General features: G+C 43.5%; 17 protein-coding genes and 1 pseudogene. 16 read left to right on the forward strand and 2 right to left on the reverse strand.

Going from position 1 to position 19,169, the window contains the following annotated elements; genetic code table 11:
* Nucleotides 1-172: 172 nt before the first annotated feature.
* Nucleotides 173-1,366 (reverse strand): annotated as a pseudogene (gene hmpA / locus TI10_RS14950) (NO-inducible flavohemoprotein); the annotation flags it as partial.
* Nucleotides 1,367-1,730: 364 nt separating this feature from the next.
* Between hmpA and glyA the strand changes: the two are divergent.
* The 5 genes from glyA to treC all read left to right on the forward strand — a co-directional run bounded on the left by glyA (nucleotide 1,731) and on the right by treC (nucleotide 8,906).
* The gene (gene glyA / locus TI10_RS14955) at nucleotides 1,731-2,984 is read left to right on the forward strand and encodes a serine hydroxymethyltransferase (protein ID WP_049584219.1); all 1,254 of its coding nucleotides are present in this window, start codon (nucleotides 1,731-1,733) and stop codon (nucleotides 2,982-2,984) included.
* Between the two features lie 314 nt (nucleotides 2,985-3,298).
* Nucleotides 3,299-4,444 carry a 3-phenylpropionate MFS transporter gene (locus TI10_RS14960; RefSeq protein ID WP_049584220.1) on the forward strand — a complete coding sequence of 382 codons (1,146 nt, stop codon included), beginning with the start codon at nucleotides 3,299-3,301 and terminating at the stop codon, nucleotides 4,442-4,444.
* A gap of 72 nt (nucleotides 4,445-4,516) precedes the next feature.
* Nucleotides 4,517-5,464, forward strand: a complete 948-nt coding sequence (gene treR, locus TI10_RS14965) for a trehalose operon repressor TreR (protein ID WP_049584221.1) — start codon at nucleotides 4,517-4,519, stop codon at nucleotides 5,462-5,464.
* A gap of 148 nt (nucleotides 5,465-5,612) precedes the next feature.
* Nucleotides 5,613-7,034, forward strand: coding sequence for a PTS trehalose transporter subunit IIBC (gene treB / locus TI10_RS14970; RefSeq protein WP_049584222.1), 1,422 nt, complete (start codon nucleotides 5,613-5,615; stop codon nucleotides 7,032-7,034).
* 210 nt (nucleotides 7,035-7,244) lie between these two features.
* Complete coding sequence (treC, locus tag TI10_RS14975) at nucleotides 7,245-8,906, forward strand: alpha,alpha-phosphotrehalase (RefSeq protein ID WP_049584223.1); 1,662 nt, start codon at nucleotides 7,245-7,247, stop codon at nucleotides 8,904-8,906.
* Between the two features lie 102 nt (nucleotides 8,907-9,008).
* Here treC and suhB read toward each other — a convergent pair whose 3' ends face one another.
* Nucleotides 9,009-9,812, reverse strand: a complete 804-nt coding sequence (gene suhB / locus TI10_RS14980) for an inositol-1-monophosphatase (RefSeq protein ID WP_049584224.1) — start codon at nucleotides 9,810-9,812, stop codon at nucleotides 9,009-9,011.
* 133 nt (nucleotides 9,813-9,945) lie between these two features.
* On the opposite strand from suhB, the gene trmJ reads away from it, so the two are divergent.
* From trmJ to TI10_RS15035, 11 genes are all read left to right on the forward strand, one after another.
* The gene (gene trmJ, locus TI10_RS14985; protein WP_049584225.1) at nucleotides 9,946-10,671 is read left to right on the forward strand and encodes a tRNA (cytosine(32)/uridine(32)-2'-O)-methyltransferase TrmJ; all 726 of its coding nucleotides are present in this window, start codon (nucleotides 9,946-9,948) and stop codon (nucleotides 10,669-10,671) included.
* A gap of 87 nt (nucleotides 10,672-10,758) precedes the next feature.
* On the forward strand, nucleotides 10,759-11,253 hold the full coding sequence (gene iscR, locus TI10_RS14990) for a Fe-S cluster assembly transcriptional regulator IscR (protein WP_049584226.1): 495 nt from the start codon (nucleotides 10,759-10,761) through the stop codon (nucleotides 11,251-11,253).
* Between the two features lie 49 nt (nucleotides 11,254-11,302).
* Nucleotides 11,303-12,517, forward strand: a complete 1,215-nt coding sequence (locus tag TI10_RS14995) for an IscS subfamily cysteine desulfurase (RefSeq protein ID WP_049584227.1) — start codon at nucleotides 11,303-11,305, stop codon at nucleotides 12,515-12,517.
* 24 nt (nucleotides 12,518-12,541) lie between these two features.
* Complete coding sequence (gene iscU / locus TI10_RS15000; protein ID WP_049584228.1) at nucleotides 12,542-12,928, forward strand: Fe-S cluster assembly scaffold IscU; 387 nt, start codon at nucleotides 12,542-12,544, stop codon at nucleotides 12,926-12,928.
* Between the two features lie 103 nt (nucleotides 12,929-13,031).
* Nucleotides 13,032-13,355 (forward strand): iron-sulfur cluster assembly protein IscA, encoded by a 324-nt coding sequence (gene iscA / locus TI10_RS15005; protein ID WP_049584229.1) that lies wholly within the window; start codon nucleotides 13,032-13,034, stop codon nucleotides 13,353-13,355.
* A 37-nt stretch (nucleotides 13,356-13,392) separates the two neighbouring features.
* A complete protein-coding gene (gene hscB / locus TI10_RS15010) occupies nucleotides 13,393-13,914 on the forward strand; it encodes a co-chaperone HscB (protein WP_049584230.1) in 522 nt (173 codons plus the stop codon).
* Between the two features lie 11 nt (nucleotides 13,915-13,925).
* Nucleotides 13,926-15,776 carry a Fe-S protein assembly chaperone HscA gene (gene hscA, locus TI10_RS15015; RefSeq protein ID WP_049584231.1) on the forward strand — a complete coding sequence of 617 codons (1,851 nt, stop codon included), beginning with the start codon at nucleotides 13,926-13,928 and terminating at the stop codon, nucleotides 15,774-15,776.
* 2 nt (nucleotides 15,777-15,778) lie between these two features.
* Nucleotides 15,779-16,114 carry an ISC system 2Fe-2S type ferredoxin gene (gene fdx / locus TI10_RS15020; protein ID WP_036779209.1) on the forward strand — a complete coding sequence of 112 codons (336 nt, stop codon included), beginning with the start codon at nucleotides 15,779-15,781 and terminating at the stop codon, nucleotides 16,112-16,114.
* An 18-nt stretch (nucleotides 16,115-16,132) separates the two neighbouring features.
* Nucleotides 16,133-16,333 (forward strand): Fe-S cluster assembly protein IscX, encoded by a 201-nt coding sequence (gene iscX / locus TI10_RS15025; protein WP_049584232.1) that lies wholly within the window; start codon nucleotides 16,133-16,135, stop codon nucleotides 16,331-16,333.
* Between the two features lie 179 nt (nucleotides 16,334-16,512).
* Nucleotides 16,513-17,808, forward strand: coding sequence for an aminopeptidase PepB (pepB, locus tag TI10_RS15030; RefSeq protein ID WP_049584233.1), 1,296 nt, complete (start codon nucleotides 16,513-16,515; stop codon nucleotides 17,806-17,808).
* 35 nt (nucleotides 17,809-17,843) lie between these two features.
* A complete protein-coding gene (locus TI10_RS15035) occupies nucleotides 17,844-18,266 on the forward strand; it encodes an enhanced serine sensitivity protein SseB C-terminal domain-containing protein (RefSeq protein ID WP_049584234.1) in 423 nt (140 codons plus the stop codon).
* Nucleotides 18,267-19,169: the final 903 nt, after the last annotated feature.

The following is a 19,169-nucleotide window of genomic DNA, read 5'->3' on the forward strand; positions in this document are numbered from 1 at the left end:
ATAAATAAACGCCATAAAGCCATCTAAAATAGTGATGAATTGGTTTTTTCAGTCACATTAAACACATTCAATACACATGAATATTAGAGCCTTTAAGTTAAATATAGTTTTTGTTTAATTCACTATATTGGCTATTATCGCCGTATAATATTTTTAATATTAAGCTGAAAATTTAAATCACTTTATGTGGGCCAAAACATTCATAGTGAATAAATTGCTGATCAATTCCCATATCCAATAACTGTTTCGCTACATATTGCATAAAGGGAACTGGACCACAGAAATAGAAATGCATTCCTTTTGTTTTCAACGCTTCATTCAGAACTGTCAGATCCATAAAACCTTGGTGTTGATAATGAATACCTTGTTGATCTTCATCCCTTGGTTCGCGGTACCAAATTGTGCTAGCAAAATTTGGCATTGTTTGCGCCATTGTTGCGACTTCATCGCTAAACGCGTGATGGCCGCCATGTTCCGCCGCATGTAACCAGTTAATCTGGCTATTATGGTTTTGCTGGTGGAGGTAATGCAGCATACTCATCATGGGAGTCAGGCCAACGCCCGCAGAAATCAATGTAACCGGCGTTTCTGATGTAATATCAAGGAAAAAATCACCGCGTGGAGCGGCCAGCCAGACGGTATCGCCTTCTTGCATCTTATCGTGCATATGGTTGGAAACAGTTCCTTGCGGCTCACGTTTAATTGCAATCTGGTAGCTGGAGCCGTTTGGCGCCGCCGTCAATGAATACTGGCGAATTTCTCGGTTGTCAAAACTATTATCTTCCAGATAAATGCTCAGATACTGGCCAGGTTTGTAATCCATCACTTTCCCGCCATCTCGTGGTACAAATTCAAAGCTGCAAATGACATCGCTTTTTAGCTCTTTCCTGCTGATACGGAATGGACGCAAACCACGCCAGCCGCCATCGGTTGATTCGCCGCTATGATAGATTTGCTCTTCACGATTGATAAAAACATCAGCAAGCACGCCATAAGCTTTTCCCCAGGCATCCAGAATTTCATTTCCCGGCTGGAACATTTCATCCAATGTTGCCAACAGATGAGTACCGACAATCTGATAATGCTTTGGTTGAATATTCAGGCTAGCGTGTTTATGCGCGATTTTTTCCACTGCCGGTAGTAGTACCTCTAAATTGTCAATATTGGCGGCATAGGCGCAGATCGCGTTGAACAGGGCTTCACGCTGATCGCCATTAAGTTGATGGCTCATATTAAAAATATTTTTCAACTCAGGATTATGTTTAAACATCCGTTCATAGAAATGTGCTGTCAGTCGTGGACCAGTAGCAGAAAGTAATGGAATCGTTGATTTGACAGTTGCAATAGTTTGGCTATCCAGCATGGTGAAGCTCCTGAATTTCTTTCAAGTGGGTAATGAAAGTTATAACATGTATTTTAAATACAACTTATACCCTTTTGGGGGCTTTGTAAATATAGAAGGCGGTCTTTATGGTGAGAAAAACATGTCTAAAAGATATTTAACCTAAGTAATTGTTTATTTTAGGTCATAAATTCCGACGAAGAGGAAAAATACAGCGTGATTTTCATTACGTTATTTAGCGCAGATACCTTGCTTGCAATAGATATGCAATCGTTTGCGTAAAATATTTTGTCAAGACTATCTCATTCGGTGAAAAGGGTTTACACTGTGTGCCATTCGGCCCCTTGGGGTGTTTTTGAAGAGAAGTTAGCTGAGTCAGGAGAACCCAATGTTAAAGCGTGAAATGAATATTGCTAGTTATGATCCCGAACTATGGCAGGCGATGGAGCAGGAAGTTGTTCGTCAGGAAGAACATATCGAGTTAATTGCTTCTGAAAACTATACCAGCCCAAGAGTTATGCAGGCTCAGGGCTCTCAACTCACTAACAAATATGCTGAAGGTTATCCGGGTAAACGCTACTACGGCGGTTGTGAATATGTAGATGTTGTTGAGCAATTAGCTATCGATCGTGCTAAAGCGCTGTTTGGCGCTGATTATGCCAACGTGCAGCCACACTCTGGTTCTCAGGCGAACGCGGCAGTTTATATGGCTTTGTTGCAACCAGGCGATACGGTTCTGGGGATGAATTTGGCGCATGGCGGTCATTTGACTCACGGCTCTCCGGTTAACTTCTCCGGTAAGTTATATAACGTTGTGCCTTACGGCATCGATGAAAGCGGTAAAATCGATTATGACGATATCGCGGCACAAGCTCAAAAACACCAGCCAAAAATGATTATCGGCGGTTTCTCGGCTTACTCCGGTGTGGTTGACTGGGCAAAGATGCGTGAAATTGCAGACAGCATTGGCGCTTATCTGTTCGTTGATATGGCACATGTTGCTGGCCTGATCGCCGCAGGCGTGTACCCGAACCCGGTTCCTCATGCTCACATCGTCACGACCACGACGCATAAGACACTGGCCGGCCCACGTGGTGGTTTGATTCTGGCGAAAGGCGGCGACGAAGAGCTGTATAAAAAACTCAATTCTTCTGTGTTCCCTGGTTGTCAGGGTGGGCCGCTGATGCATGTTATTGCAGGTAAAGCGGTGGCATTGAAAGAAGCAATGGAACCAGAATTCAAAGCGTATCAACATCAGGTGGCTGATAACGCGAAGGCTATGGTTGAAGTGTTTTTGGCACGTGGTTACAAAGTGGTTTCTGGCGGTACGGAAAATCACCTGTTCCTGCTGGATCTGGTTGATAAAAACATCACGGGTAAAGATGCCGATGCAGCGTTGGGCCGCGCAAATATCACGGTAAACAAAAATAGCGTACCTAATGATCCGAAGAGCCCATTTGTGACTTCTGGTGTGCGTATCGGTACGCCTGCGATTACTCGCCGTGGTTTTAAACAAGCTGAAGCACGTGAATTGGCTGGCTGGATGTGTGATGTATTGGACAACATCAATGATGAAGCGACCATTGAAACAACTAAGCAGAAAGTTTTGGCTATTTGCGCAAAATATCCGGTTTACGCATAAATTAAAATTTCAATAAGTCATTATATACCCAATGGATTTCAAGATGCATCGCGACGGCAAGGGAGCGAATCCCCGGGAGCATAGGGAACTATGTGACCGGGGTGAGTGAGCGCAGCCAACAAAGAGGCAACTTGAAAGATGACGGGTATAAAACCTGCTCCGGCTAACATTGTTTGCTTAAGTGAGAGATTGAAGAGTGATGCGTGGATATTCCCTTGGGAATATCCATTTCAAGATAACTCTCAATATCTAATTTCTTGAGCTAACTAAGTTAGTTAAGGGCGGGTTTTTTGCATTTTTTACCAGGGGGACTAATGGTTATTCGATCGACGCGCTGGCTGGCGTTAGATTACTTCACATATTTCTTTTCTTACGGGATATTTTTACCTTTCTGGGCGACCTGGCTCCAGGGTGAAGGTATAGAGCACGATATGATAGGGATGATATTAGGCGCAGGCTTGATTTCCCGTTTTTTAGGTAGTTTATTAATTGCGCCTACAGTTAAAGATCCCGCAAAACTTATTCTTGCACTGCGTATATTGGCATTGCTGACGATGATTTTCGTTGTTGGTTTTACATTAGGAAATCATTGGGCATGGCTCTTATTCGTCATGATTGGTTTCAACCTATTTTTTTCGCCGATGATGCCATTGAGTGATGCGCTAGCGGGAACATGGCAAAAGCAATTTCCTCTTGATTACGGCAAAATACGGGTTTGGGGTTCAATTGCCTTTATTATCAGCTCAGCATTAACCGGGGAATTGATCTCTGTCTGGGGACATCGTGCCATCCTCATCACAATATTGTTTAGCGTTTTCTCTACGTTGTTGGTGACATTACTTAAGCCCTCTATCATGCCGGTTGGGCAAGCTAAATCTGCTAAAGTGGATGTCGTGTCATTTAAACAGTTGTTGTCTGAAAAATCGGTACGCCGATTCCTGTTATGTGTGGGGTTATTGCAGGGCGCCCACGCGGGATATTACAGTTTCAGTGCAATTTATTGGGAAAACGTGGGTTATTCTGCCTCGGTAGTCGGTTATCTCTGGTCATTGGGCGTAGTGGCTGAAGTGATTATTTTTACTCTGAGTAATAAATTATTTCGACGCTGGAGCGCCCGTAATCTTCTGCTGCTTTCTGGTATCTGTGGTGTTGTTCGCTGGGGATTAATGGGGACATTCACTTCATTACCGGTGTTGATTATCGTTCAAATCTTGCATTGTGGTACGTTCACTGTCTGTCATTTGGCGGCGATGCGTTTTATCGGCGCGAGAAAGGAAGGGGAAATTGTGCGTTTGCAAGCGGCTTATTCCGCATTGGCGATGGGGGGCGGTATCGCTGTTATGACGGTAATTGCCGGATTTATGTATGATTATCTGCACAGTGGCATTTTCTGGATGATGGCTTTGGTTGCTTTTCCTGCTATCTTCTTACGACCACAGGTTAAAGCTCATAATTATTAACAATATAAATTTAGTTTCTTACAATATTTTTGTAAGAAACTAAAGACCTCAATAATATTTTTATGAGATATCATGTCGAATAAATTAACAATAAAAGATATCGCCCGCTTGGCTAATGTTGGTAAATCAACAGTCTCGCGGGTATTAAACAATGAAAATAGCGTCAGTCCACAAGTACGTGAAAGAGTTGAAGCGATTATCCAACAAAATAACTTTATTCCATCGAAGTCAGCAAGAGCGATGCGAGTAAAGAGTGACAAAATTATTGCGTTAATTGTGTCGCGTCTGGGATCTTTTTCGGAGAATTTATCGATAAGTACTATGTTGCCTCTGTTTTACCGGCATGGTTACGATCCGATTATTATGGAAAGTAATTTTGATCCACGACTTTTACAGGAGCATCTACGTCAGTTAGCGTTACGTCATGCAGATGGCATTATTTTGTTCGGTTTTACTGGCTTGTCAGAAGAACTTCTTTGCCCTTGGCGTGACAAAATAGTGGTATTTGCCCGTGAATATACCGGTTTTTCTTCTGTATGTTATGACGATATCGGCGCTGTCCGTTTATTGATGAATGAATTCTATCGGCGGGGGCACAGAAATATTAGTTTTCTCGGCGTAGACGATTGTGATACCACGACAGGTTTGCTTCGCCATCAATCCTATCTGGCTTGCTGTGAACAGAAAGATTTGCTCCCGCTTTCTGTTCAATGTGATTTAAGCTATCAGAGTGGATTTCAGCATGTTAATAAGGTATTGAGAGAGAAAACAACAGCTTTAATCTGTGCAACCGATAGCTTGGCGTTAGGGGCATATAAATATTTGCAGCAAAATAATCGGGAAGATATACAAATAGGTAGCATTGGTAATACACCTTTATTGAACTTTTTATACCCTAAAACTCTTTCTATTGATTTGGGTTATAGTGAAGCAGGTAAATATGCAGCCGGTCAATTAATCGCGCAAATAAATCGCCAATACGCCAAACAACAAGTAATCATTCCGAGTAAGTTGGCTTAAAAATAAGAAATATTGCCGCCTCAATGTGATCTTCAACCCATTTTTGGGAACGTTCCCATGACAAGCATAACCAAATGATATTAGGATGAAATTAGTTTACTAAGCATGCTAATTAGTAATTGATATTCACTTATGATGACTGGCTATTATGAAAAACAAGATAAATTCTAAAGATATAGAAAAACTAATTACATTAATCGGTGGTTGTGAAAATATAGCCAGTGTAACTCATTGTATTACCCGATTGAGGTTTATATTAGTTGAACCAGTTAAAGCCAAGCCAGATGAGATAAAGAATTTACCGATGGTTAAAGGCTGTTTTACCAATGCGGGACAATTTCAGGTAGTGATAGGCACGAATGTTGGTGATTATTATCAGGTTTTAAATAGTTATCTTGGTCAATCTGAATTGAATAAAAAGGATAAACAACAGGTTGAGAAGAAAAATATGAAATGGCAAGAGCGCTTCATTTCTAAGTTTGCGGAAATATTTTTTCCTCTCTTGCCAGCATTAATTAGCGGCGGGCTTATTCTAGGCTTCCGTAACATTATTGGTGATATTCCTTTTAGCGAAGGTAAAACTTTAGCTCAAATGTATCCCGTTTGGAAAACAATATATGATTTTTTATGGCTGTTAGGAGAGGCGATATTCTTCTATCTGCCAGTGGGTATTTGTTGGTCGGCGGTTAGGATGATGGGTGGAACACCGATATTAGGCATTATATTGGGAGTAACACTGGTTTCGCCGCAATTAATGAACGCTTATAACTTAGGGCAACAAATCCCTGAGCTATGGAATTTTGGCCTGTTCACAATTGGAAAAGTGGGTTATCAGGCGCAGGTTATTCCGTCACTTTTGGCGGGTATTACTTTGGGGTGGATTGAAGTTCAGTTAAAACGGGTGGTTCCTAGTTATCTCTATTTAGTTATTGTTCCAGTCGTCTCGTTAATATTGGCGACCTTTTTAGCACATAGCCTTATTGGGCCATTTGGTCGGTTACTTGGCGATGGAGTAGCTTGGGTTGTTAAGGCATTGATGACCGGAAGTTTTGCTCCTGTTGGGGCGGCTTTATTTGGGTTCTTTTACGCGCCGTTGGTGATTACCGGTATTCATCAAACCACGTTAGCCATAGATATGCAGATGGTTCAAAGTATAGGTGGAACACCGATCTGGCCTATTATTGCGCTATCCAATATTGCTCAGGGATCAGCGGTTGTTGGTATTATTTTAGTCAGCAAAAAGCATAATGAACGTGAATTATCCATACCTGCGGCTATCTCCGCCTATTTAGGCGTCACTGAGCCGGCAATGTACGGTATTAATATTAAATATCGATTTCCTATGCTCTGCGCCATGATTGGTTCTGGTTTAGCCGGGTTAATTTGTGGATTGAATGGTGTATTGGCAAACGGTATTGGTGTGGGTGGTTTGCCAGGCATTCTTTCGATTAAACCGCAATTTTGGCTAATTTACGCATTAGCTATGCTTGTCGCCATTATTGTTCCGTTGATTCTCACGACCGTTGTTTATCGAAAGAAGAATATGACCGGTATGTTAGCTGTTGAATAATGCTATTAAATCTTTACAAATAACGGATATAAAAATAGCCAATTGGGTTATTTATACCTAATAGATTTCGAGTTGCAGCGCGGCGGCGAGTGAACGAATCCCCAGGAGCATAGATAACGATGTGACTGGGGTGAGTGAAAGCAGCCAACAAAGCAGCAGCTTGAAAGATGAAGGGTATAATTCAGGAAATATATTGATAAGGTGTTTTTGATGAACAAAATCATTCCGTGGTGGTTACAAGGCGTCATCTATCAGATATATCCTAAGAGTTTCCAGGATACGACGGGTAGCGGAACGGGCGATCTTAATGGCATTACTTACCGGCTTGATTATTTGAAGAAACTGGGCGTAGATGCTATCTGGGTAACGCCTTTTTACCTCTCGCCGCAGGTAGATAACGGTTACGATGTTGCTGATTATTATGCGATTGACCCGGCTTACGGCTCAATGGATGATTTTAAGCGTTTGGTTGATGAGGCGCATCAACGCGATATCCGTGTCATTGTGGATATTGTTTTCAACCATACCTCAACTCAACATCCTTGGTTCAAACAAGCGCAGAATATTGATAGCCCTTATCGGCAATATTACATCTGGCGGGATGGGGCACCTGAAACCCCGCCTAATAATTGGCTGTCGAAATTTGGCGGCAATGCTTGGGCGTGGCATGAGGAGAGCAAACAATATTATTTGCACCTGTTTGCTGTCGAGCAGGCCGATCTAAACTGGGAACATGAACCAGTACGGGCTGAGTTGAAAAAGATTTGTGAATTCTGGGCTGGCCTTGGCGTTGATGGCTTCCGTCTGGATGTCATCAATCTGGTTTCTAAGCAGCAGGATTTCCCTGAGGCAACGCAGGGAGATGGGCGTCAGTTCTACACCGATGGCCCACGTATTCATGAGTTTCTACAAGAAATGAACAGAGAAGTATTCCAGCCAGCCGGAGTGATGACGGTTGGGGAGATGTCTTCTACTTCATTGGAACATTGCCAGCGTTATTCTTCATTGGATGGTGAAGAATTGTCGATGGTTTTTGCTTTTCATCACTTAAAAGTCGATTACCCCAATGGTGAAAAATGGGTTGCAGCACCGCCCGATTTTATTGAATTGAAGAAAATTTTTGCCAAGTGGCAGCAAGGCATGCATCAACAAGCATGGAATGCGCTGTTCTGGTGTAATCACGATCAGCCGCGTATTGTTTCACGCTTTGGTGGTGAAGGTGTTTGGCGGGTGCCGTCCGCTAAAATGTTGGCAATGGTACTGCATGGTATGCAGGGAACCCCTTATATCTATCAAGGGGAAGAGCTGGGAATGACTAACCCTCATTTTTCCCAAATTGAAGCGTATCGGGATATAGAAAGTTTAAATATTTATCAAGAGAAGATTGCTCAGGGCAGTGATAAACAGCAAATCTTATCGGTCTTGGCAAAGAAATCCCGTGATAATGGGCGAACGCCGATGCAATGGGATGCGACTGCCAATGCTGGATTTACTCAAGGGGAGCCGTGGATAGCGCTGAATAGCGATTATCAGGAAGTGAATGCTGAAAACGCTATGCAAGATGATGATTCAGTTTTCCATTGTTATGCACGTTTAATCAAGCTGCGTAAGGAGTATCCTGTATTGACTTATGGCAGCTATGAAGATTTGTTGCCGTCTCACCCTTGGCTATGGTGCTATGTTCGTCGTTGGGAAAATCAGACGCTATTGGTTATCGCCAATCTCAGTGCAGAAACGCAAGAGTGGTCGCTGGATGCTTCTTTATCCGATTGCTCATGGGTTAAATTGATGGGGAACTACCCTGAAAACCAATTGCCGGCAAAAAATATGCAGCTACAGCCTTATGAAGCTGTTTACTGGTTAGCGGAGTAATAACGGTTTTTGCTGTTGGTTAAATGAATCGTAGGGTAGACCGCACTTTTTGCGGTCTACCTAAATTACCGTCTTGCAATTCTTATTTACAATTAACTGGAATTAACGTTTTAATGCTTCTGATAATTCATCACGCATTTCAGCCAGAATATCTTTAACAACGCGTGGATTACCTGCAACAAGGTTGCCGGAATGAACATAATTATGACCGCCGACGAAATCAGTTACGATACCGCCAGATTCGCGAACTAACAGCTCGCCACCCATAAAATCCCACGGTTTTAGGCCAATTTCAAAGTAACCATCTACCCGGCCAGCCGCAACATAAGCCAGATCCAGTGCAGCCGAGCCGGTACGACGGAAATCAGCGCAACGAACAAATAATTTACCCAAAGTATTAATGTAAACAGTGGAATGATGTTTTGCTTTGAATGGGAAACCTGTTGCCAGAATAGTGCCATCCAAGTCGCGGGCATTAGTGCCACGCAAACGGTAGCCATTCAACTGCGCCCCTTGACCGCGGGTTGAGGTGAAAAGCTCATTACGCATTGGATCGTAAACAACTGCAACTTCGGTACGGCCTTTAATGCGTACTGCAATGGAAACCGCGAAGTGCGGGAGGCGTTTGATAAAGTTGGTCGTGCCATCCAGTGGATCGATTACCCATTGAATATCAGCTTCTTCGCCTAGCAGCTCGCCACTCTCTTCGGTAATAATCGAGTGTTTAGGATAAGATTTGCGAATAACGTCGATAATGAGCGCTTCTGCGGCTTTGTCAACGTTGGTAACAAAGTCGTTGCTGCCTTTTTGGCTAGCTTCAACCGCATCGGGAGTTTCATAATTTTTGGCAATTAGATTGCCGGCTTTACGCGCTGCGCGTATGGCGATGGTCAGCATCGGATGCATGGGATATCTTCCACCAGGATGTTAAAGAACGGGTAATTAATCGGCGCACAGTATAGCAGTAGTTCGGAAAAATGACTAATGCTGTGTTAAGATATTTGGCTCTTATAACTATCCAGACTATTCAGAAGTTGTCATGTTAGAAAATATCCGCATTATCCTGGTTGAAACTTCCCACACTGGAAATATGGGATCAACCGCCCGGGCAATGAAAACAATGGGATTAACCAACCTTTATTTAGTGAATCCATTGGTTCAGCCAGATTCTCACGCAATTGCGCTTTCTGCGGGCGCCAGTGATGTTATTGGTAATGCGACGGTTGTCGATAGTTTGGATAAAGCGCTGGCGGGTTGTGGATTGGTGATTGGCACCAGCGCCCGCTCAAGAACGTTATCATGGCCGATGGTCGAACCTCGTGAATGTGGTGAACGCAGTGTTCAGGAAGCTGAGTATGCGTCAGTCGCCATTGTTTTTGGCCGTGAGCGGGTAGGGTTGACCAATGAAGAATTGCAGAAGTGCCATTATCATCTAAATATCCCAACTAACCCGGAGTACGGTTCGTTAAATCTGGCGATGGCGGTTCAACTTGTCAGTTATGAAATCCGTATGGCCTATTTGGCGCGTCAGGATAAAAATGAGCAAAAAATCGATGAGACGGAATATCCATTAGCTGATGATATAGAACGCTTTTATCATCATCTCGAATCTGTGTTAAATGATTCAGGTTTTATTCGAAAAGCGCATCCAGGCCAAATAATGAATAGATTAAGGCGGCTTTTTACCCGTGCCCGGCCTGAAGCGCAGGAACTGAATATTCTGCGTGGTATCTTGTCCTCCGTTGAAAAATGGGCGAAGAAATAGTTGAGTAAATTACTAGGTTAAATAGTTGACTAAAATACTCAGGAATGACACAATTTCGCTCATATTTCACCACGGGGTAATTCATTTATGAGATTGACATCTAAAGGGCGTTATGCAGTAACTGCCATGCTTGATGTGGCATTACACTCACAAGAAGGTCCGGTACCGTTGGCCGACATTTCTGAACGTCAAGGTATTTCCCTCTCCTATCTTGAACAACTATTTTCCCGCTTGCGCAAAAATGGTTTGGTTTCAAGTGTCCGTGGTCCGGGTGGTGGTTACTTATTGGGCAAAGATTCCAGTGAAATTGTTGTTTCCGAAGTGATTTTCGCAGTTGATGAATCAGTAGATGCTACCCGTTGTCAGGGTAGAGAAGGGTGTCAGGGCGGCGATCGTTGCCTGACTCATGCTTTATGGCGCGATTTAAGTGATCGTATTACTGGTTTCCTGAGCAGTATCAGTTTAGAAGAATTAGTCAATAACCAAGAAGTATTGGACGTTGCTGGTCGCCAGGATAACGATAAACGCCGTGCGCCTAACGGCAGAGCACAAGAAACAATTAATGTCAATCTGCGCCCATAAGCAGAACTTGTGATGAATTGAAGTATTAGAAGTAGGGAGCATGTGAGCAATGAAATTACCAATTTATTTAGATTACTCAGCAACGACGCCGGTTGATCCGCGCGTTGCTGAAAAGATGATGAACTATCTGACCAGGGACGGGATATTTGGTAATCCCGCTTCTCGTTCACACCGTTTTGGCTGGCAGGCTGAAGAAGCGGTTGATATTGCCCGTAATCAGATTGCTGACTTGGTGGGTGCAGATCCGCGAGAAATTGTTTTTACTTCTGGCGCAACGGAATCTGACAATCTTGCCATCAAAGGCGCAGCTAATTTTTACCAGAAAAAGGGTAAGCACATCATCACCAGCAAAACTGAACATAAAGCGGTGTTGGATACTTGCCGTCAATTAGAACGTGAAGGGTTTGAAGTCACTTATTTGGCGCCTCAGAGCAACGGGTTGATTGATTTAAACGATCTGGAAGCCGCGGTGCGTGATGACACCATTCTGATTTCTATCATGCATGTTAACAACGAAATTGGCGTGGTGCAGGATATTGCCGCCATCGGTGAAATGTGCCGCAGTCGCGGTATCGTTTTCCATGTTGATGCCACCCAGAGCGTGGGCAAGCTGCCGATTGACTTAACCAAGCTGAAAGTCGATTTGATGTCTTTCTCTGCTCATAAAATTTACGGGCCGATGGGGATTGGCGCGCTGTACGTTCGCCGTAAGCCCCGTATTCGTATTGAAGCGCAGCAACATGGCGGCGGTCATGAACGCGGTATGCGTTCTGGTACTTTGCCTGTTCATCAGATTGTGGGCATGGGTGAAGCTTACCGTATCGCCAAGCAGGAAATGGAGAGTGAATCTCAACGTCTGCGCGGTCTGCGGTTGCGTCTGTGGCAGGGTATTAAAGATATCGAAGAGGTCTTCCTTAACGGGGATTTGGAGCACGGCGCGCCGCATATTCTGAATGTCAGCTTCAACTATGTTGAAGGTGAATCACTGATGATGTCATTAAAAGATCTGGCGGTCTCTTCGGGTTCTGCATGTACTTCCGCCAGCCTGGAGCCTTCCTACGTACTGCGTGCGTTAGGGATGAATGACGAACTGGCTCACAGCTCTATCCGTTTCTCTTTAGGGCGCTTTACGACAGAAGAAGAGATCGACTACGCCATTGAACTGATTCACAAATCTATTGGCCGCCTGCGTGAACTTTCTCCACTGTGGGAAATGTTTAAACAAGGTGTGGATCTAAACAGTATCGAATGGTCTCATCATTAATCAGACGGTTTCAGGAGTAACAACATGGCTTACAGCGAAAAAGTAATTGATCACTATGAAAATCCACGTAACGTCGGTTCTTTCGATAGTGAAGATCCAATGGTTGGCAGCGGCATGGTCGGCGCCCCTGCGTGTGGTGACGTGATGAAACTGCAAATCAAAGTCAATAATGAAGGCATTATTGAAGATGCGCGTTTCAAAACTTACGGTTGCGGTTCTGCGATTGCTTCCAGCTCTTTAGTCACTGAGTGGATGAAGGGCAAATCTCTGGAGCAGGCGGAAGCGATTAAAAATACTGAAATTGCAGATGAATTAGAACTGCCGCCAGTGAAAATCCACTGTTCTATTTTGGCAGAAGATGCGATTAAAGCAGCGATTGCGGATTACAAAAGTAAACGCCAGGCCAGATAAACGGCCCTTAATAATAAGAAGATAGAAAAAAATTTGGTGGATACTGGCTGTTACATACCATCCGGTATCCGCCTTTGCTGGTTTTAATAAGTGAGGTTGTTGTATGTCAATTTCCCTTACAGAAAGTGCTGCACAACGCGTTTCATCATTCCTGAGTAACCGTGGAAAAGGTGTTGGTTTGCGTCTGGGGGTCAGAACCTCTGGCTGTTCAGGTATGGCTTACCTGCTTGAATTTGCCGATATGATTAACGAAGACGACACCGTGTTTGAAGATAAGGGCGTCAAAGTTATCATAGATGGTAAAAGCATGGTCTATCTCGACGGTACAGAACTGGATTTTGTTAAAGAGGGCCTTAACGAAGGCTTTAAATTCAACAACCCAAATGTTTCCAGTGAATGTGGTTGTGGAGAGAGTTTTAACGTTTAATTCCGTTTTTCGGCCAAATCCAGAGTAAGTTTAGATTATGGACTATTTCACTTTATTTGGGCTGCCGGCTCGTTATGCTGTTGATCGTGAACAACTGGCAAGCTGTTATCAAGAATTGCAGCGTCAGTTTCATCCGGATCGCTTTGCTAATCAGCCAGAGCGTGAAAAAACGCTGGCGTTGCAGCAAGCTGCGACTATCAATGACGGTTATCAAACGCTCAAACATCCACTGAAACGCGCTGAATATATGCTCTCTCTGCATGGTTTTGATTTAGCCAATGAACAGCACACCATGAATGACAACGCTTTCCTGATGGAACAGCTTATGTTGCGGGAGGAGTTGGAGTGTATTGCCGGCAAAGCTAATCCAGAAGCGGCATTGGCTGATTTTGCTGCTCGTGTAAGTGGGATGATTAAAACTCGTAGTCAGCAAATGGCGCAGCAATTGGATGAACAGCAGTGGGAGCAAGCCGCTGATACGGTGCGTAAATTACGTTTTCTGGATAAATTGCAACAGCAGGTTGAGCAACTGGAAGAACGTTTACTGGACGACTTTTAAGGAAAGCGTATATGGCCTTATTACAAATTAGCGAGCCGGGGTTATCCGCTGTACCACATCAACGTCGTTTAGCTGCCGGTATTGATTTAGGCACGACACATTCGTTAGTTGCCACTGTTCGCAGTGGGCAAGCGGAAACATTGATGGATAGTGAAGATCGTTACTTGCTTCCCTCGGTTGTTCGCTACCATGAAAAGGGGCCTGAAATTGGTTGGCAGGCCCGTCAACAGGCTGCGTGCGATCCTGCGAATACCATCAGCTCAGTAAAACGTATGATGGGACGCTCTTTGGCTGACATTCAGCAGCGTTATCCAAATCTTCCTTATCAATTTCAAGCGAGTGAAAACGGGTTGCCGTTAATTAACACCGCAGCGGGTTTGGTCGATCCTATTCAGGTTTCTTCTGACATTCTTAAATCGCTGGCGCAGCGTGCAGAAGAAACACTGGATGGTAAGCTTGATGGTGTTGTGATCACTGTTCCTGCCTACTTTGATGATGCTCAGCGTCAGGGAACAAAAGATGCGGCGCGTTTAGCCGGGTTACACGTTCTGCGCTTGCTGAATGAACCGACTGCGGCTGCGATTGCCTACGGACTGGATTCTGGTCAAGAAGGTGTGATTGCGGTTTATGATTTAGGCGGCGGTACATTTGACGTTTCTATTCTCCGGTTAAGCCGTGGTGTCTTTGAGGTGCTGGCGACCGGTGGCGATACCGCGCTGGGTGGTGATGATTTTGATTTGCTACTGGCTGATTGGGTCCGTGAACAGGCGGGAATTGGCGATCGAGATGATCATCGTCTGCAACGGCAGCTATTAGATATGGCTACTCAGGTAAAAATCGCCTTGAGTGATACTGATGTTGCAGAGATAAACATTGCCGGCTGGCAGGGTAAAATCACCCGTTGCGAATTTGAAGCTTTGATAACGCCATTGATAAAACGGACTTTACTGGCAAGTCGCCGGGCATTGAAAGATGCAGAAGTCTCTGCGGATGAGGTTTTACAGGTGGTTATGGTGGGTGGTTCAACCCGTGTACCGCTGGTTCGTCACATGGTTGGCGAATTTTTTTGCCGCGAACCGCTCACTTCCATTGATCCTGATAAAGTCGTTGCGGTGGGCGCTTCGATTCAGGCGGATATTCTGGTGGGTAACAAGCCAGATAGCGACATGCTGCTGTTGGATGTGATTCCGCTTTCACTGGGGCTGGAAACGATGGGGGGCTTGGTTGAAAAAGTTATCCCACGTAACACGACCATCCCGGTTGCCAAAGCGCAAGAATTCACCACCTTCAAAGACGGCCAGAGTGCAATGAGTATTCATGTAGTGCAAGGGGAAAGGGAATTGGTAAGTGATTGCCGTTCACTGGCCCGTTTTACCCTACGTGGTATTCCGCCATTGCCGGCTGGTGGGGCCCATATCCGGGTCACTTTCCAGGTAGATGCTGATGGCTTGCTGAGTGTCAGCGCGTTGGAGAAATCTACTGGCGTCGAAGCTTCGATTCAGGTGAAGCCTTCCTATGGCTTATCTGATGAAGAAATTGCTCGCATGATAAAAGATTCTATGGCGAATGCTCAGGAAGATATCAGTGCGCGTAAACTGGCGGAACAAAAAGTTGAAGCGGCGCGAGTACTGGAAAGTGTCACCGGTGCGTTAGAAAAAGATGCCGATCTACTGAATGAACAAGAACAGGCGGCAATTGATGCTGCCGTGGAAATACTTATAACAAGCGTTCAGGGCAATGATCCTGAAATTATTGAAAACGCGATTAAACAACTGGATAAGCAAACGCAGGAATTCGCTGCACGCCGGATGAATTCATCTATTCGCCGGGCGTTGGCGGGCCATTCTGTGGATGAGATTTAATTATGCCGAAAATTGTATTTTTACCTCATAACGATCTTTGCCCTGATGGCGCAGTTTTAGAAGCCAAAGAGGGGGAATCCATTCTGAATGTTGCATTGCGCAATGGGATTGAAATTGAACATGCTTGTGAAAAATCCTGTGCTTGCACAACTTGTCATTGTATCGTTCGAGAAGGTTTCGATTCACTGGAAGAAAGCTCGGAACTGGAAGATGACATGCTGGATAAAGCTTGGGGGCTGGAACCGGAAAGTCGTCTGAGTTGTCAGGCTAGAGTTTCTGACGAAGATTTGGTGGTAGAAATTCCAAAATACACCATCAACCATGCCCGTGAGCACTGATTGGCAGGAGAAAAATAAATGAGCCTAAAATGGTCTAACAGCCGTGAAATCGGTGAAGCGCTATATGACAAATTTCCTGAGATAGATCCAAAAACCGTTCGCTTTACTGATATGCACCAGTGGATTTGTGAGCTGGATGATTTTGATGATGCGCCTGAAAAATCCAATGAAAAGATTTTGGAAGCAATCCTGCTCGTTTGGTTGGATGAATTTGAATAACAAATAGCATTAATTTGTTATTTATCTGTCATCGTTTTAGGTTAGGCTGAACTTTTGAAAAACTGGCTTTGGCCGGTTTTTTTATAGATTAATATCTGGCAGACGAAGAATTATATCGGTAGAAGCTTGAATAAGCTCCTCGTTGCCATCAAGCGGTAATAATAAGAGGTGAGAAAAGAATGACTAAACAAATCATGCCAATAACACTGTCTTATGAACCAGCAGCAGCTTGCTGGGGTGAAAAAGCGCTGATTAGTTCGAGTGATCAAGGGGTGACGATTCATCTGGTTGGCAAAGGTAAACTAGGGGCAGTACAACGTGCCGGGCGTAAAATTGACGGACAGGGAATTCGTCATGTAGCTCTGGTTGGCGAAGGTTGGGATTTAGAGAAAAGTTGGGCTTTCTGGCAAGGATTCCGTGCGCCAAAAGGCAGCCGTTCTATTGAATGGCCTCAATTGCCTGCGGCTGAAAAACAGGAATTGGAAAGCAGAATTAAAATTATTGATTGGGTGCGTGACACCATCAATATGTCAGCGGAAGATCTTGGGCCGGAACAATTGGCGAAGCGTGCGATTGACCTGATGTGTAGTATGGTGGGTGAGTCAGTCAGTTATCGCATTATTAAAGGCGAAGATTTACGTGAACAGGGTTATGCTGGCATTCATACCGTTGGCCGTGGTTCTTCTCGTGATCCGATTCTGTTGGCGTTGGATTACAACCCAACAGGCAACCCGCAAGCGCCGGTGTTTGCCTGCCTGGTAGGTAAAGGCATTACATTTGATACCGGCGGCTACAGCCTGAAACAATCTTCCTTTATGGATTCCATGAAATCGGATATGGGGGGAGCAGCAACCCTGACAGGCGCGTTGGCGCTGGCAATCAGCCGCGGCTTGCAACAACGGGTTAAACTGTTCCTCTGCATCGCGGATAACATGGTCAGTGGTAATGCCTTTAAACTGGGTGATGTTATTCATTACCGTAATGGCAAATCTGTTGAAGTAATGAATACGGATGCGGAAGGTCGTCTGGTTCTGGCTGATGGTTTAATTGACGCCAGCAAAGAGAAAGCGAAATTAATCATTGATGCGGCAACCTTGACCGGTGCAGCGAAAACGGCTGTGGGTAATGACTACCATTCTGTACTCAGCTTTGATGACAAACTGGCGGCTGATCTGTTGGCGGCGGCTGCATCCGAGAATGAACTGTTCTGGCGCTTACCATTAGCTGAATTCCATCGTAGCCAACTACCATCAAATTTTGCTGACTTGAACAACGTTGCTGCGTCACCGCATACTGCGGGCGCCAGTACTGCGGCGGCTTTCCTGTCTCACTTTGTGGAAGAATACCAAAAAGGTTGGGTTCACATTGATTGCTCGGCGACTTATCGTAAATCTGCGGTAGAACATTGGTCCGCTGGTGCAACAGGTTATGGGGTTCGTTCGATTGCTAATTTGTTGTTGGCGAAGGCAAAATAAATTTATTTTATCTAAAAAACTGATTGGAGATTTTTATGAGTTCATTAAGTGAATTAACTTCGGTTGAGATTGATGTTCCAAGTGGTAGTAAAATAACACTTAGCCAACCGGAAGAATATCCTTCGCAGCTCATTGAAGCTTTGGTCAGTTTATTTAGCCAACGTAAACCGGTTCGCCGTGCTTTTATCATTCAAGCCCATGATAAAAATGTGGATGAAAACCCTAATTTGTTAATTGGACTGGAAATAAATGGCGCCGCAGATGAAATTGAACAACTGATCCATGAAGCGGGCAGTATTGCCTGTGAATACACATCGGAAGAAGAACCGATTGATTTCTGTTTAGTTGATGAAAAAGAGCGTGGCATCAGCCATTATTTGATGCAGCATACGCAGCCATTCTATCAGCGTAAATTAGGTAGTTGGTTGCGGGGAAGTATTCCGGTAATGAATAAGTGATTATTTAGCAGGTGATAAATGGTTGTCGGTAGAATTGGAGGCTTCCATTTATTACCCCATTACCGAATCAAGTAGAAATTAAAGAGTCTGAGTCCAGTAAAATATCGGGCTCAGATCTTGATGATCGAGTGATTTAAATTGCTCAATTTTTTTGGAATAATTCACAAGGTTGGGGTAGTTTTGGCTGTTATATTTTTTGAATAAGTATTAGTTACAAAAATTTTAATTACTCTTATTGAATTTTTTTTGCAAAATAACTTACTTTTGTTTCATATATAATGAGATTATATTAAATAATTGATTGAAAATGATAAAATAAAAACCAAGTTAATATATGATGGAGATATTAAGCTATTTACAGTCTATCAGAATCTTAGTTTATTTTTTTGTTATTATCTTTGACATTGAATTTTACTGTTTTTTTATTTATAAAAAAGACACTTTTATTTTACATTAAATTTTTTAATTTTAAATAAATGAAATTATTCATAATTGCCATTTCCATTTTAGATAATAAGTCTAATTTAATTCTCGCAGAAAAAAACTTTATAGAATAAGTGTGTGGGAGTAATGAAGTTTGTATCCTTGGGTTAATGAGCTAACTTCTTAACCTTGGTGAATAATATGGCTTAAATTATAAAACACGCTAGAAGACCTTGTCTCGCTTGGCTTAGTGCATGTTCTCTCAGTCGTCATAATTTATGTCATAAAATATTGAGTTTATCAGTTAAAATACAGACAAATAAGTTATAAAATTACTGCCTTCGATGACCGCTTTGTAGTAACCAAAATTCATGCTGCTAATATTTTGTTCAATGTATGTACCAGCTTTTGTGTTGATGCATAATTGTTTAATTTAAAGTGTGAAACAAAGATAGTTCAAAGATTCCTTTCTAGCACTCT

This window comes from Photorhabdus luminescens subsp. luminescens (assembly GCF_001083805.1).
Lineage (GTDB): Bacteria > Pseudomonadota > Gammaproteobacteria > Enterobacterales > Enterobacteriaceae > Photorhabdus > Photorhabdus luminescens.

Bases quoted from the DNA above. Each gene is read 5' to 3' on its own strand.
- glyA (WP_049584219.1), top strand. From the start codon at position 1,731: ATGTTAAAGCGTGAAATGAATATTGCTAGTTATGATCCCGAACTATGG.
- TI10_RS14960 (WP_049584220.1), top strand. From the start codon at position 3,299: ATGGTTATTCGATCGACGCGCTGGCTGGCGTTAGATTACTTCACATAT.
- treR (WP_049584221.1), top strand. From the start codon at position 4,517: ATGTCGAATAAATTAACAATAAAAGATATCGCCCGCTTGGCTAATGTT.
- treB (WP_049584222.1), top strand. From the start codon at position 5,613: ATGAAAAACAAGATAAATTCTAAAGATATAGAAAAACTAATTACATTA.
- treC (WP_049584223.1), top strand. From the start codon at position 7,245: ATGAACAAAATCATTCCGTGGTGGTTACAAGGCGTCATCTATCAGATA.
- suhB (WP_049584224.1), bottom strand. From the start codon at position 9,812: ATGCATCCGATGCTGACCATCGCCATACGCGCAGCGCGTAAAGCCGGC.
- trmJ (WP_049584225.1), top strand. From the start codon at position 9,946: ATGTTAGAAAATATCCGCATTATCCTGGTTGAAACTTCCCACACTGGA.
- iscR (WP_049584226.1), top strand. From the start codon at position 10,759: ATGAGATTGACATCTAAAGGGCGTTATGCAGTAACTGCCATGCTTGAT.
- TI10_RS14995 (WP_049584227.1), top strand. From the start codon at position 11,303: ATGAAATTACCAATTTATTTAGATTACTCAGCAACGACGCCGGTTGAT.
- iscU (WP_049584228.1), top strand. From the start codon at position 12,542: ATGGCTTACAGCGAAAAAGTAATTGATCACTATGAAAATCCACGTAAC.
- iscA (WP_049584229.1), top strand. From the start codon at position 13,032: ATGTCAATTTCCCTTACAGAAAGTGCTGCACAACGCGTTTCATCATTC.
- hscB (WP_049584230.1), top strand. From the start codon at position 13,393: ATGGACTATTTCACTTTATTTGGGCTGCCGGCTCGTTATGCTGTTGAT.
- hscA (WP_049584231.1), top strand. From the start codon at position 13,926: ATGGCCTTATTACAAATTAGCGAGCCGGGGTTATCCGCTGTACCACAT.
- fdx (WP_036779209.1), top strand. From the start codon at position 15,779: ATGCCGAAAATTGTATTTTTACCTCATAACGATCTTTGCCCTGATGGC.
- iscX (WP_049584232.1), top strand. From the start codon at position 16,133: ATGAGCCTAAAATGGTCTAACAGCCGTGAAATCGGTGAAGCGCTATAT.
- pepB (WP_049584233.1), top strand. From the start codon at position 16,513: ATGACTAAACAAATCATGCCAATAACACTGTCTTATGAACCAGCAGCA.
- TI10_RS15035 (WP_049584234.1), top strand. From the start codon at position 17,844: ATGAGTTCATTAAGTGAATTAACTTCGGTTGAGATTGATGTTCCAAGT.